This window comes from Methylobacterium aquaticum, from assembly GCF_001043915.1.
In the GTDB taxonomy this organism is placed as follows: domain Bacteria; phylum Pseudomonadota; class Alphaproteobacteria; order Rhizobiales; family Beijerinckiaceae; genus Methylobacterium; species Methylobacterium aquaticum.
The window spans coordinates 15,419-30,186 of sequence record NZ_LABX01000092.1 but is presented as its reverse complement, the minus strand read 5'-3'; the positions used below and the strand labels follow the sequence as shown (position 1 = coordinate 30,186).

Annotated in this window: 6 protein-coding genes; 5 read left to right on the top strand and 1 reads right to left on the bottom strand. The window is 69.7% G+C overall.

Features of this window, described 5'->3' with window-relative positions; all coding sequences use genetic code 11:
- Window positions 1-32: 32 nt before the first annotated feature.
- Entirely contained in the window at window positions 33-7,787 is a 7,755-nt protein-coding gene (locus VP06_RS12775) for a SwmB domain-containing protein (protein WP_048464157.1), read from the bottom strand.
- 791 nt (window positions 7,788-8,578) lie between these two features.
- On the opposite strand from VP06_RS12775, the gene VP06_RS33725 reads away from it, so the two are divergent.
- The 5 genes from VP06_RS33725 (at window position 8,579) to frr (ending at window position 14,690) form a co-directional block, all read left to right on the top strand.
- Entirely contained in the window at window positions 8,579-10,423 is a 1,845-nt protein-coding gene (locus VP06_RS33725) for a glycosyltransferase family protein (protein WP_053081746.1), read from the top strand.
- Between the two features lie 477 nt (window positions 10,424-10,900).
- Window positions 10,901-11,950, top strand: coding sequence for a 30S ribosomal protein S2 (locus VP06_RS12765; protein WP_048464156.1), 1,050 nt, complete (start codon window positions 10,901-10,903; stop codon window positions 11,948-11,950).
- Window positions 11,951-12,100: 150 nt separating this feature from the next.
- The gene (gene tsf, locus VP06_RS12760) at window positions 12,101-13,024 is read left to right on the top strand and encodes a translation elongation factor Ts (RefSeq protein ID WP_048464155.1); all 924 of its coding nucleotides are present in this window, start codon (window positions 12,101-12,103) and stop codon (window positions 13,022-13,024) included.
- A 201-nt stretch (window positions 13,025-13,225) separates the two neighbouring features.
- The gene (gene pyrH / locus VP06_RS12755; protein ID WP_048464154.1) at window positions 13,226-13,984 is read left to right on the top strand and encodes a UMP kinase; all 759 of its coding nucleotides are present in this window, start codon (window positions 13,226-13,228) and stop codon (window positions 13,982-13,984) included.
- Window positions 13,985-14,126: 142 nt separating this feature from the next.
- Window positions 14,127-14,690, top strand: coding sequence for a ribosome recycling factor (gene frr / locus VP06_RS12750; protein ID WP_048464153.1), 564 nt, complete (start codon window positions 14,127-14,129; stop codon window positions 14,688-14,690).
- Window positions 14,691-14,768 lie beyond the last annotated feature (78 nt).

Here is a 14,768-nt window from a genome sequence, read left to right as displayed (position 1 = left end):
TGCGCCATTGGTCTTATTGCTGCGACATCGGCCTATCCGGTCAACCCGCTGCCGAACGTGGTGTCGCCAAAGGCCTCGCGACCCTCGAGCGCGCCGTATTGCAGGTAGTGCTGCATCGGGTCGAGCTTGGCCTGCGCCACGTCGGCGTAAGCCACGAGGTAAGCAGTCGTATCGAAGCCCTTCGACGGGTCGCGGCCCTCCTTCCAGCCATACTCGTCGTAGTGCATCAGCGGATCGATCCCGGCCGCCTTCACGTCCTGGTAGGTGTCGAGATAGCCCTGGGTGTCGAACGCGGCGTTGGGGTTGCGCCCCTCTTTCCACCCATAGGTCTGGTAGTGCTCGTAGGCGTAGGCGAAGGGGTCCTTGCCGGAGGTCATCGCGGCGCGAGCCACGTCGGCATACGAGAGCAGGTAGAACTCCGCGTCGAAGCCCGGATGCACGGCAAGGTCAGCGGCCTTGCCGATCGCGGCGTCGATCTCACGGCCCTCCCCCTGGCCGTATTCGAGATAGTGGCGCAAGGGATCGAGGCCGGCGGCCCGCACGTCGGGGTTGCGGGCGAGGTAGAGTTCGGTGTCAAAGGCGGCGGAGGGGTCGCGGCCCTCCATCCAGCCGGACTGGTCATAGTGCTGGAGCGGGTTTTGGCCGGCGGCCCGCACCTCCGGGTTGGCGGCAAGGTAGCCGGTGGTGGAGAACAGCGCGTTGGGATCGCGGCCCTCCTTCCAACCGTAAGCGACGTAATGGGCGTCGGCGTCCTGGCCGGCGGCGAGCACGTCCTTGTTATTCGCCAGGTAGAACAGGTCGTCGACGAGGGAGGCGCCGTCCGAGACCGTCACCGTCACGTCGGTGAACTGGTAGCGCTCGAAGCCGGTGACACGGTCGCGGCCCTCCGGCCCGGCGATCAGCGCAAAGGCACCGTCGCGGGTGATGGTGGTGTCGGCCAGGCGCGAGGTGAACACCAGGGTGTCGGTCCCGGGCAAGCCGTCGGCGTTGTGGCCACCGATCAGGATGTCGTCGCCGGGCGAATTGACGATGGTGTCGTCGCCGGGGCCGCCGAAGACGACATCGTTGCCCGCGCCGCCGTCGAGCACGTCGTCACCGTCCTCACCGTATAGCGTGTCGTCGCCATCCTGGCCGAAGACCGTGTCGTGGCCCGTTCCGCCGAACAGCGAATCGTCACCGACGCCGCCGAGCACGCTGTCGTCGCCGTCGTCGCCGAACAGCATGTCGTTGCCGCCGGCGCTCGCGACCGTGTCGTTGCCGCCGCCGCCATGCAGAACGTCATCATCGGCGCCGAGATACAGGTATTGCTGGTCGCCATCACCGTAGACGATCTGCCTGCCATTGCCGCCCACCAGCGTGGCGTTGCCCACCACGGCGACGAAGTCGACGTCGTCGAGCGTGATCGTCACCGGGCCCGACACCGCCATGGTGTCGATCACCAGGGCGGTCGGCAGCCTGTTGCCGGTGCCCGTGCCGCCCAACGCATTGCCGCTGATCCGGAGTTCCACCGGCTGCCCGGATGCCGCGCCCGGCGCGCTGACGTCGATCCCGCGGACGAGGAGGAGAGCCTGTGGCGACAACTCGTCCAGGAAGCCGGAGCCGCCGCCGGTGAGCCTCACGCGGGCGGCCGTCCCGGCATCGGTGCGGGCCTCGATCGCCGCGATCAGGCCGGCCAGCCCGGCCTGCGCCTCGCTTGCGGTCTGCCGCTCGGCGCTGCCGGTGGTGACGACGCCGACGCCGGTGGGCACGCTGATCGTCAGGGTGGTGACCGTCGATGCCTCACCGGTCCGTGGGTCGACGATCGTCTCACGGACCACCGGCACGTCGGCCAGATCGGGATTGGCTGTGCTGGTGTCTTCGGAGCGGTTGGCGTCGGTCGCCAGGATCGCGACCGTGGCGGTCTGGCTCCCGTCGGGATTGCTGGTGAGCGTCGATGCGACGGTCGCACCATCGATGGTCGTAGGCCGCTTCGTCGCGGCGGCCGTGATGACGGCGGAGGCGTTGCCCGCCGGGTCGATGAGGCGGAGGACGAGGGAGAGGGGCCCGTCACCGAGGCCGGATAGGTTCAGATCGCCGACACGGGTCGTGCCCGCTGTCGTCACGCCGCTGCCTTCCACCCGGCCGCCATCCGCGGAGGTGATGGTCCAGGTGAAGCCGGCCCCTGCCTCCGCTCCGGAGATGATGAAAGCGCTCCTTGCCTGATTGGCAGTGTCGATGCTCTCGGTTTCGAACCGCAAGGTCGCGGCCGGCGCGGTGGCGTCGATGACCAGCGTCTGCGTTCCAGCGGACGAGGTGTTGCCGGCAACATCTCTCGCGGTCGCCGAGACGGCATCGGGACCGCTCGGGTCGAGGCCGAGCGTACCGGGAACCGGCTGGGCGCTCGCGAGATCGAGCGACCCGGCTCCAGCCGGGGCAGTCGTGGCGTCGGTCGCCCCGCCCACCATCACCGTGACGATGCCGCCGGCCTCTGCCGTGTCGGTGATGACCGGGGTCGGGCTGTTGTTCGGCACCGTCGACGTGATGGCGGGCGCGGCCGGCGCAGGGGTGTCGATGACCAGCGTCTGCGTTCCGGCGGACGAGGTGTTGCCGGCAACATCTCTCGCGGTCGCCGAGACGGCATCGGGACCGCTCGGGTCGAGGCCGAGCGTACCGGGAACCGGCTGGGCGCTCGCGAGATCGAGCGACCCGGCTCCAGCCGGGGCAGTCGTGGCGTCGGTCGCCCCGCCCACCATCACCGTAACCATGCCGCCGGCCTCCGCCGTGTCGGTGATGACCGGGGTCGGGCTGTTGTTCAGCGCCGTCGACGTGATGGCGGGCGCGGCCGGCGCAGGGGTGTCGATGACCAGCGTCTGCGTTCCGGCGGACGAGGTGTTGCCGGCGGCATCTCTCGCGGTTGCCGAGACGACATTGGGACCGCTCGGGTCGAGGCCGAGCGTACCGGGAACCGGCTGGGCGCTCGCGAGATCGAGCGACCCGGCTCCAGCCGGGGCAGTCGTGGCGTCGGTCGCCCCGCCCACCATCACCGTAACCATGCCGCCGGCCTCCGCCGTGCCGACGAGGACCGGGGTCGGGCTGTTGCTCAGCACTTCCGAGGTGATGGCGGGCGCGGCCAGCGCTAGGTCGTCGACCGTGGCATTGGTGGTGTCAGCGGTGACGGTGCTGCCGCTGCCGTTGGTGGCACGCACCGAAACGTTGCGGTTCGTCGCCGAGAGCGTACCGGCGGAGATTGTGTAGGTTGCCGTCCAGAGGTTACCGTTGTTCGTTGCGGTGACGAGCGAGGCGGCGCCGAACTGGCTGAAGTCGATCGTCACGCCGGTCACGCCGGAATTGTTGTCACCGGTGTCGGTATTGTCCCAGGTAGCGGCGACCGTGTCGCCGATCCGGTAAACACCTTTCGGGCCCGTACCTCCGCTAATCGCGATAGCGGCGTCGGTGACCGTCGGGGCGGGCTGCGCGGCGGTGGTGTTGGTGACGCTGGTGGCCGACAGGGTCGCGGCGTCGTTGCCGATCGCGTCCTGAACGGCATTGGTGTCGTCGCCGGCGCTCGGATCGGCGTAGGCGACGGTGACGGTCTGGCCGCTGGTCACCGCCGAAGCCAGGGTCAGGGTGACGGTCTTGGCCATGGCGTCGACCGCGACGCCCGACACGGTCACCGCCGTGTCGCCCGCCATGACGGTGAAGGCGCCGGCACTCGGGCCGTGGAGCGCGTCCAGCGCCTCGTCGTAGGTCAGCACCAGGGCGGTGCCGTTCACCGTGGCGGAGGCCAGGGTCGGATGCGTCGCGTCGATCGCGTCGCCGCCCTGGCTGATCGCGGTCGTGTAGGCGGTGTTGCGGTTGCCGGCGCTGTCCTGGAGCACCAGGCTCACCGGCAGGTCGGCACTGGCCGCCACGTCGGCGCCGGCCGTCACCGTGACGATGGCGGTATAGGTGGTCGCGTCGACCTTGGTCAGGCTGCCGAGGCTGTAGCCGGCGATCGTGCCGGATTGCAGCGTGTAGGTGTCGGTGTCGGAGGCGACCGTGATCGTCGCCGTCACCGTGTCGCCGATCCTCATCGCCGTGTTGGGGATCGACACGGCGGTGATCATGGGCGGGGTCGTGTCGGGAACGGGCGTCATGTTGGTGACGCTGGTGGCCGACAGGGTCGCGGCGTCGTTGCCGGCGGCGTCCTGGACGGCATTGGTGTCGTCGCCGGCGCTCGGGTCGGTGTAGGCGACGGTGACGGTCTGGCCGCTGGTCACCGCCGAAGCCAGGGTCAAGGTGACGGTCTTGGCCATGGCGTCGACCGCGACGCCCGACACGGTCACCGCCGTGCCGCCCGCCATGACGCTGAAGGCGCCGGCCGTCGGGACCTGGATCGCGTCCAGCGCCTCGCTGTAGGCCAGCACCAGCGCAGTGCCGTCGACCGTCGCCGAGGCCAGGGTCGGACGCGTCGCGTCGATCGCGTCGCCGCCCTGGATGATCGCCGTGGTGTAGGCGGTGTTGCGGTTGCCGGCGCTGTCCTGGAGCACCAGGCTCACCGGCAGGTCGGCACTGGCCGCCACGTCGGCGCCGGCCGTCACCGTGACAATGGCGGTATAGGTGGTCGCGTCGACCTTGGTCAGGCTGCCGAGGCTGTAGCCGGCGATCGTGCCGGATTGCAGCGTGTAGGTGTCGGTGTCGGAGGCGACCGTGATCGTCGCCGTCACCGTGTCGCCGATCCTCATCGCCGTATTGGGGATCGACACGGCGGTGATCGCGGGCGGCGTCGTGTCGGGAACGGGCGTCATGTTGGTGACGCTGGTGGCCGACAGGGTCGCGGCGTCGTTGCCGGCGGCGTCCTGGACGGCGTTGGTGTCGTCGCCGGCGCTCGGGTCGGTGTAGGCGACGGTGACGGTCTGGCCGCTGGTCACCGCCGAGGCCAGGGTCAGGGTGACGGTCTTGGCCGCCGCGTCGACCGCGACGCCCGACACGGTCACCGCCGTGCCGCCCGCCATGACGCTGAAGGCGCCGGCACTCGGGCCGTGGAGCGCGTCCAGCGCCTCGTCGTAGGTCAGCACCAGAGTGGTGCCGTCGACCGTGGCCGAGGCCAGGGTCGGGCGCGTCGCGTCGAGCGCGTCGCCGCCCTGGCTGATCGCCGTGGTGTAGGCGGTGTTGCGGTTGCCGGCGCTGTCCTGGAGCACCAGGCTCACCGGCAGGTCGGCACTGGCCGCCACGTCGGCGCCGGCGCCGACCGTGACGGTGGCGGTGTAGGTGGTCGCGTCGACCCTGGTCAGGCTGCCGAGGCTGTAGCCGGCGATCGTGCCGGATTGCAGCGTGTAGGTGTCGGTGTCGGAGGCGACCGTGATCGTCGCCGTCACCGTGTCGCCGATCCTCATCGCCGTATTCGGGATCGACACGGCGGTGATCGCGGGCGGGGTCGTGTCGGGAACAGGCGTGGTGTTGGTGACGCTGGTGACCGACAGGGTCGCGGCGTCGTTGCCGGCGGCGTCCTGGACGGCATTGGTGTCGTCGCCGGCGCTCGGGTCGGTGTAGGCGACGGTGACGGTCTGGCCGCTGGTCACCGCCGAAGCCAGGGTCAGGGTGACGGTCTTGGCCGTGGCGTCGACCGCGACGCCCGACACGGTCACCGCCGTGCCGCCCGCCATGACGCTGAAGGCGCCGGCCGTCGGGACCTGGATCGCGTCCAGGGTCTCGTCGTAGGTCAGCACCAGGGCGGTGCCGTCGACCGTCGCGGAGGCCAGGGTCGGACGCGTCGCGTCGAGCGCGTCGCCGCCCTGGCTGATCGCCGTGGTGTAGGCGGTGTTGCGGTTGCCGGCGCTGTCCTGGAGCACCAGGCTCACCGGCAGGTCGGCACTGGCCGCCACGTCGGCGCCGGCGCCGACCGTGACGGTGGCGGTGTAGGTGGTCGCGTCGACCCTGGTCAGGCTGCCGAGGCTGTAGCCGGCGATCGTGCCGGATTGCAGCGTGTACGTATCGGTGTCGGAGGCGACCGTGATCGTCGCCGTCACCGTGTCGCCGATCCTCATCGCCGTATTGGGGATCGACACGGCGGTGATCGCGGGCGGGGTCGTGTCGGGAACGGGCGTCATGTTGGTGACGCTGGTGGCCGACAGGGTCGCGGCGTCGTTGCCGATCGCGTCCTGGACGGTGTTGGTGTCGTCGCCGGCGCTCGGGTCGGTGTAGGCGACGGTGACGGTCTGGCCGCTGGTCACCGCCGAAGCCAGGGTCAAGGTGACGGTCTTGGCCATGGCGTCGACCGCGACGCCCGACACGGTCACCGCCGTGCCGCCCGCCATGACGGTGAAGGCGCCGGCCGTCGGGACCTGGATCGCGTCCAGGGTCTCGCTGAAGGCCAGCACCAGGGCGGTGCCGTTCACCGTCGCAGAAACCAGCGTCGGGCGCGTGGCGTCGATGGTGAGACCGGTCGTCGTGCCCGCCGCGCTTGCGATGCTGGAGGTGGACAGGCTCGCGCCCGACGCCCCGATGTTCAGCAGGACCGAAACGTTGTTGTTGTTACTGTTGGCAGTGACGATGTCGGGTGCGCCGTCCCCGTTGAGGTCGCCAAGCGCGACCGCACGGGAGGCGGCTGTGTCGAAGGGGACATTGGCCGCGAACGTGCCGTCGCCATTGCCCAGCAACACCGAGGCTTTACCGTTGTTGGGGACGCTCGCGAGGACAATGTCTGGCTTGGTGTCGCCGTTCACATCCGCGACGGCCACCCCAGTGACGCTAGAGAGAGCCGCGAAATTCTGCTTGACCTTGAAGGTGCCGTCGCCGTTGCCCAGAAGCACGGAGGCGTTGCCGCCGCTATTGTTCGCCGTGATGATATCGAGTTTGGTGTCGCCATTGACATCGGCCAGCGCGATCGCCTGGGGGCCTCCGCCTGTGCCAAATTCTTCAATGTCCTGAAATGTGCCGTCGCCGTTGCCCAGAAGCACCGAGACGTTGCTGCTGCTGCTGTTGGCTGTGATGAGGTCAAGCTTGCCGTCGCCGTTCAGGTCCGTTAGCGCGACCGCGAAGGGGGAACGGACAACCGGGAGGTCAGCCTTGTCCTGGAAGGTGCCGTCGCCGTTGCCCAGAAGCACCGAGACGCTCTTGGCGGAAGGGCCGTTGTTGGCGGTGACGATGTCGAGCGTGCCGTCACCGTTTATGTCCCCCACCGCCACCGAGGTGGGAAGAGCGCCAGTGCTGAAATTGGCGGCGCCTTTGAAAGTGCCGTCGCCGTTGCCGAGCAGAACCGAGACGCTGTAGTCGGAGTAGTTGGCGGTGACGATGTCGAGCGTGCCGTCGCCGTCCACATCCCGCAGCGCGACCGATCGGGACGCGGTAGCAGTGGTGAAATTGGCCGTGGCCTGGAAGGTGCCGTCGCCGTTGCCCAGCAGGACCGAGGCGCTCCCGCCGGTGTTGTTGGCGGTGACGATGTCGAGTTTGTGATCGCCGTTCACGTCCTCGAGCACGACCGCGTAGGAGCCGTTGCCGGTGGCGAACTCGACGTGGTTTCCGAAGCTCAGGCTCTTCACGCCGGTGATGCTGCCGCCGTTGAGGGCGAGGCCGGTGACGGTGAGGCCGCTGGTGTCGGTGTCGCCAGCCGCGACCGTGTAGGTGAATTGCGGATTGCCGCTGCCGTCGACGCCCGTATAGGCCGCGGTCGCGCCATTGCTCAGGCTCAGCGACGGCGTGCCGCCCGCCGTATCCACCGTGACCGCCCTGTCGGTGGTCAGCGTCAGCACCACCGTCGCACCGATGCCGCGTGAGCCGGAGGACGGGGTCGCGGTGATGGCGGTGACGGCAACCGTCGAAACAGTCATCGGATCGATCTTTCTTCACAAATCCGCAAAGAGTTGTCTGACATGACGATCGGATGATCTAAGTGACCATCGCCATCGCGCGGAACCGACAGGCGGAACGGCGGTCGAGCGTGATGTCTTATTCTTCGTTACTGTCACTCATGCCCGTCATGGCGACAGGCTGGCTCCAGGGACAGCACGTCGCGGAGCAGGGACCGTGTGGATCATCGGAATCGTCTCGTTTGCCTTTGAACGCCAAGCCGTGGTCGCCGCTTGCGTGAGCCAACACTCGTCGCTCCGCCCTCATGGCCATGAGGCAGCCCGTGTCGGCAGCGAGACCGACTGGCCCACCCTCTAGCCTTAGGCGGCACCTGTTTTCCGAGCGTTTCTACTCCAAATCATCTGATATCGCAAGGTCATTCCAAGTATTAATATATGGTTAATTTTCCTGATACTTGAATATTATTCGCCATACCGCCGCCGCTTGAGCGTCAATGGTTGAATATCGGCGGGTAAATTGGTTAATTTTGTATTAAACTACCATGCTTATGAACAACACGCATTTTAAGATTGTTCGGCGCTGACCCGCTCGTCCGAGCCGGGCGAGCCATCGTTCCGCCCCGGCCAGAAGCGTTCGCGCCACGGCGCAGCCGGGTCGCCGCCGCTTCGCTTCCATGCGGGCTCGACGCCTGCCCCTGCCTCCGCTATCGCACGACGCGCCGAGGCCGCCGATCGGACGACGTGGCGCGACCTGCCCCCGGGCGCACCGGCGACGGACCCGGTCCTGCGAGGCGGCCCTCGGGGAGCGGCCCATGGTGATCGTGCAACTCTGCGCCTTCGGCCGCGACGGCGACAGCCTCTACCGGATCCACGAGCCAGCCCGCGCCCTCGCGGCGCTGCCCGGCGTGACGGTGGCGGATGTCCATCTCCTCAGCCGTCACGCCTTCGCCCTCGCGCGCCGCGCCGACCTGCTGATCCTGCACTTCGCCAACGACTGGGGACTGGCCGATCTCGTGCGGGACCGGCGCGCCGCCGGGCGACCAACGGTGTTCGAGGCCAATGACGACTTCTTCGATCTCCAGCCCTGGAACCCGATCGCACCCGCCTGGGCCGACCCGGCCGTGCCGGCGCTCTACCGCCATCTCCTGCGGACCGCCGACGCCGTCCAGACCAGCACCGAGGCTCTGGCCGACCGCTGGCGGGCGATGGGCGCGCGCCGGGTCGCGGTCTTCGACAATCATCTTGCCGAACCGCAGCCGCGCCTCGCTCCGCCCGGCCAGCCCGGTCCGGGCCGGCCGCTCACCCTGGGCTGGGCCGGCTCGCCGGGGCACTTCGCCGACCTCTACTGGGTAGCCCCCACCCTCCTGCGCTGGCTCGACGCTCACCCGGACGCGCGGCTGGCGCTGATGACGGGCGAGTCGGCGCGCGCCTTCGTCCCGCTGCCCGCCGACCGCCTCGTGTTCCGTCCGTTTGGGACGAGGGCCGATTACCTCGCCTTCCTCGACGGCCTCGACATCGGCTTCGCGCCGCTCCTGCCGACGGCCTACAATCGCGGCCGCTCGGACGTGAAGCACCTCGAATACGCCGCCCGCGGCGTTCCCGGCCTCTACAGCGACGTCGGCCCGTACCGCGCCCGCATCCGGCCGGGCGAGACCGGGCTGCTCTTCGCCGATCTCGCCGGCTTCGCGGCCGGGCTCGACCGGCTGGCGGGCGATGCGGCCCTGCGAGACGCGATCCGGGAACGGGCACACGCGGCGGCGCTGCGCGAGCGGCGCCTGCCCGATCATGTGCCGGAGCGCCTGGCCTGGTACCAGGGCCTGATCGCTGCGGCTGGAGCCGCCCGCGGCCATGGCCTGCATCGGCTGCCGGGTTACCACGCGGTCGATCTCGAGCCCGCCGAGGCAGTGCTGGCCCGGTCCGCGGAGGCGGCGGAGGCGGCCGATCTCGACGCGCTCCTCGTCGCGGTCCCCGACCATCGGGCAGCCGCATTGCGGCGGGTGCGCCTGCCTCGCGGCACCAGCGTGTCGGCGCGCGCGCTGCTGGAGACGGTCCAGGCCAGCCATCCCGACGATAGCGAGATCGCCGCGGAGCACGCGCGCGCGCTCTATCGCGAGGGCGCCCTCGCTGCGGCCCGGGCCGGACTGGACGCCGTCCTTGCGCAGCAACCCGCCTCGCTGACGGCATGGCGCTATCGCCTGCGTCTGGCGGCCCAGGCAGGCGAGACGGACACGCAGGCGCTGGCGGAAGCGGCCGTGGCGGCGCAGCCCGAGAGCGGCGAGATCGCGCTGCTGGCAGCCACCCTGCTGCCGCACCCCGCCCGTGTCGCGGCTCTGGCGGCGGCGATCGAGCGGCACCGATCCGCGCTGCCGGCGCTGGAGCGACCAGGCTTCGCGGCTCACTTGGCCGGCATTCTCAAGGCCTTCGCCCCCGTGACGGTCCGGCGCGAGTTGCTGGCGCAGGCCCTGGCGGCGTTTCCGGACTCGGCGGAACTGGTCGTCGCCAACGGCGAGGCGTTGCGGCAGGTCGGGCACGAGGCCGAGGGTCTGGCCGAGGAGAGGCGCGCCTTGCTCCTCACGTCGTCGATCATGGACGGACCACCATCCGAGACCGCGCTCAGGAGCCGCTTGGCCGCCCACATCCTCGCCGCGCTCGCCTAGCAGCCTGTCGGATTGGATATTGCTGGCGAATCCATCGGTCCGGTTCGCTCGTTGATATGGCAGCGCAATCCGACGCTCGCGGAGGCTCGTCATGTCGCGGCAGCCAAGCTCACCCGCCGAGGGTCCCAGCCAGACCGCCGCCGTAGCGAAAGCCGCGTTCCCGCGGGGCATTGCCTCCATGCGGCTGAGGGATGAACGCGGCACCGTGTTCACCGACACACAATTCGCGGCGTTGTTCTCCGCCCGCGGCCGTCCGGCCGAAGCGCCCGTGCCCGGCCTCCATCGCCTTGCCTTCCCACCCCCGATCGGATAAAGGCCCGCCCATCCCACACGCGGAGCCGGCCTCATGCCTGAATGAGGCGTTTCCGGTGGCCGGCCGCTCCGCGGCGATGTCTCTCGGGCACCACGTCCCTTGGGGCTTCGCCCCTGGCGCCGGTCGCGTCCTCCGCGGCGGATGAACCGGAGAGAACAAAGACCATGGCCCTTCCTGACTTCACCATGCGCCAGCTGCTCGAGGCCGGCTCGCATTTCGGCCACCAGGCGCACCGCTGGAACCCGAAGATGCAGTCGTACATCTTCGGCACCCGCAACAACATCCACATCATCGACCTCGCCCAGACCGTGCCGGCCCTGGCCCAGGCGCTGCAAGCGGTGAGCGACACCGTCGCCAAGGGCGGCCGGGTGCTGTTCGTCGGCACCAAGCGCCAGGCGGCCGACACCATCGCGGACGCGGCCAAGCGCTCGGCCCAGTATTATGTGAACTCCCGCTGGCTCGGCGGCACGCTGACCAACTGGAAGACCATCTCGGGCTCGATCCAGCGCCTGCGCAAGGTCGACGAGATCCTCGCCGGCGGCGGCCAGGGCCTCACCAAGAAGGAGCGCCTGATGCTGTCCCGCGAGAAGGACAAGCTCGAGAAGGCGCTCGGCGGCATCAAGGACATGGGCGGCGTGCCCGACCTGCTGTTCGTGATCGACACCAACAAGGAGCAGCTGGCGATCAAGGAGGCGAACCGCCTCAAGATCCCGGTGGCGGCCATCGTCGACACCAACTGCAACCCGGACGGCATCACCTACGTGGTCCCGGCCAACGACGATGCCGGCCGCGCCATCGCGCTCTATTGCGACCTCGTCGCCCGCGCGGCGATCGACGGCATCTCGCGCGGCCAGGGCGCGCTCGGCATCGATCTCGGCGAGTCCGACGAGCCGATGGCCGAGGAGCTGCCGGCCCTCGCCAACGAGCCCGAGATCGCCCCGGTCGACATCACCGAGCCGTATGTCGGCGAGCCCTTCGAGCTGCTGGCCGCCCCCCGCGGCGCGCCGGACGACCTGACCAAGCTCACGGGCGTCGGCCCGCAGCTGGTGCAGAAGCTCAACGATGCCGGCATCTACCACTACTGGCAGATCGCCGCGATGCAGCCGGAGGACATCGCCAAGGTCGACGGCGAGCTGAAGCTCAACGGCCGGTTCGAGCGGGACGGCTGGGTGAACCAGGCCCGCGGCTTCGTCGAGGCCGCTGCCGCGGCGTAACGCCGGCACGGATCTCACGCGGGGCGCGTTCTCCCCGCGGACCGGATGACGTTTCAGAAGCCCGGCGCCGCCACGGCGCCGGGTTCCCTTTATCCGCCGACCGACGCCGCCCACCACCGGCGCCGGGGCGCCAATCGAGAGGATCCCACGATGGCCAATATCACGGCAGCGATGGTCAAGGAGCTGCGCGAGAAGACCGGCGCGGGCATGATGGACTGCAAGTCGGCCCTCAACGAGACCGCCGGCGACCTCGAGGCGGCCGTGGACTGGCTGCGCAAGAAGGGCCTCGCCAAGGCCGCCAAGAAGGCCGGCCGCGTCGCCGCCGAGGGCCTGGTCGCGGTCGAATCCGCCGGCCACCACGCCGCGGTGCTCGAGGTGAATTCCGAGACCGACTTCGTCGCCCGCAACGACGGCTTCCAGGCTTTCGTGCGCGAGGCCGCCAAGCTGGCGCTGACCGCCGGCGACAGCATCGAGACCCTCGAAGCCGCCCATTTCCCGGGCGCCGAGACGACCGTGAAGGACAAGCTGCAGGAGCTGATCGCCACCATCGGCGAGAACATGACCCTGCGCCGCGTCGCCAAGCTGTCGGTCGAGACGGGCGTCATCGCCTCCTATGTCCATGGCCAGGTCTCCGAGGGTCTCGGCAAGATCGGCGTGCTCGTCGCGCTCGAATCGGCCGGCGACGTGACGGTGCTGAGCCAGCTCGGCCGCCAGATCGCCATGCACGTCGCGGCGACCAACCCGGTGGCGCTGGACGCTTCGGGCGTCGATGCCGCCACGGTCGAGCGCGAGAGCAACATCCTGCGCGAGAAGAACGCCGGCAAGCCGGACCACGTGATGGCCAAGATCGTCGAGAGCGGCCTGAAGAGCTACTACAAGGAGGTCACCCTCCTCGAGCAGCCCTTCGTCCATGACGGCTCCAAGACGGTCTCCCAGGTGCTCAAGGAGTCCGAGGGCAAGGCCGGCGGCCCGGTGAAGCTCACCGGCTTCGTCCGCTACGCGCTGGGCGAGGGCATCGAGAAGGAAGAGGCCCCGGACTTCGCCGCCGAGGTCGCGGCCGCCGTCAAGGGCTGACCGCGTCGCCCAAGGGTCGAGAGAAGGGGGGCCCGCCCGGCGGGCCCCCCTTTTTCGTTGCCGGGAGGCGCGCGTCCGGCGGTGCCGATTCCGGCCGTCCGGCGCCTCGACGGGCCGGGAGCGACAGGCTAGAACCCGGCCGACTCGCAACGACACCTGACGCCGACAGCCGTCGCCCCGCGGGCGGCCAGAGGAGCGCCCATGCCCGAACATCCGCCGTCGGAACAGCCTCCGGCCGAACCCGGTCGCGCCCCTTTCCGCCGCGTGCTGGTGAAGCTCTCCGGCGAGGCGCTGGCCGCGCCGGACGGTTACTGGCTGCATCCGCCGACCCTGGCGGCGCTCGCCGACGACATCGTCCGGGCGGTGGACAAGGGCTTCCAGATCGCCCTCGTGGTCGGCGGCGGCAACGTGATCCGCGGCGCCCGGGTCTCGGCGGCGGGCTGGATCGACCGGGCCACGGGCGATTCGCTCGGCATGATGGCGACGGTGATGAACTCGCTGGCGCTGGAGACGGCGCTGAACGCCGCGGGCGTCACCGCCCGCACCATGTCGGCGGTGTCGATGCCGACGATCTGCGAGACCTATGCCCGCCAGCCGGCCCTGCACCACCTCGACAAGGGCCAGGTCGTGGTGCTGGCCGGCGGCACCGGCAACCCGTACTTCACCACCGACACCGCCGCGGTCCTGCGCGCCGCCGAGCTGAAATGCGACGCGGTGCTGAAGGCCACGCAGGTCGACGGGGTCTATTCCGCCGATCCGAAGACGGACCCGGACGCCGTGCGCTACGAGCGCCTGAGCCACGACGAGGCGATCGCCCGGGATCTCAAGGTCATGGACACCGCCGCCTTCGCGCTGGCCCGGGACGGCGGCCTGCCGCTGATCGTCGGCTCGATTCACGCGCCGAGTTCGGTGACGGCGATCCTCACCGGGGATGCGCCCTCGACCCTGGTGGCGCCGTAAGGGGCACGGCCCCCGGACGATTCGCCGGTCCTGACGATTTGCGGCAGGTCGGGTTTTGGTTCATTGAAGCCGGATCAGGGCGGCCCCGGCACGGGCGCGCCCTCCCTTCCATTCTCCTCCAGACGCCTCGGGACGCGCAGGAATGGCCACTCCCTCCTTCGACCTCAACGACATCAAGCGGCGCATGCAGGGCGCGCTGAACGCTCTGAAGCACGATCTCGGCTCGCTGCGCACCGGCCGGGCCACGCCCTCGCTCCTCGATCCGATCCAGGTCGACGCCTACGGCGCCGCGATGTCGATGGCGCAGGTCGCCACGATCAGCGTGCCGGAGCCGCGCCTGCTCAGCGTCTCGGTCTGGGACCGCGGCATGGTGGCGGCGGTCGAGAAGGCGATCCGCGAATCCGATCTCGGCCTCAACCCGATGACCGAGGGCCAGACCATCCGCCTGCGCATCCCCGAGATGAACGAGCAGCGCCGCAAGGAGATGGTCAAGGTCGCGCACAAATACGCCGAGGAGGCCCGGGTCGCGGTGCGCCACGTCCGCCGCGACGGCCTCGACCTGCTGAAGAAGCTGGAGAAGGACAGCGCCATCAGCCAGGACGACGAGAAGCGCCAGGCCGACCAGGTGCAGAAGGCGACCGACCAGCATATCGCCGAGATCGACCAGACCCTGGCGGCCAAGGAGAAGGAGATCATGCAGGTCTGAGATCGGACCGCATGACCGTCCGGGTCACTGGAAAGAGCGCGTGGCGAGCGCGGAGCCGAAGAGGGGCTCCGCCGGGGT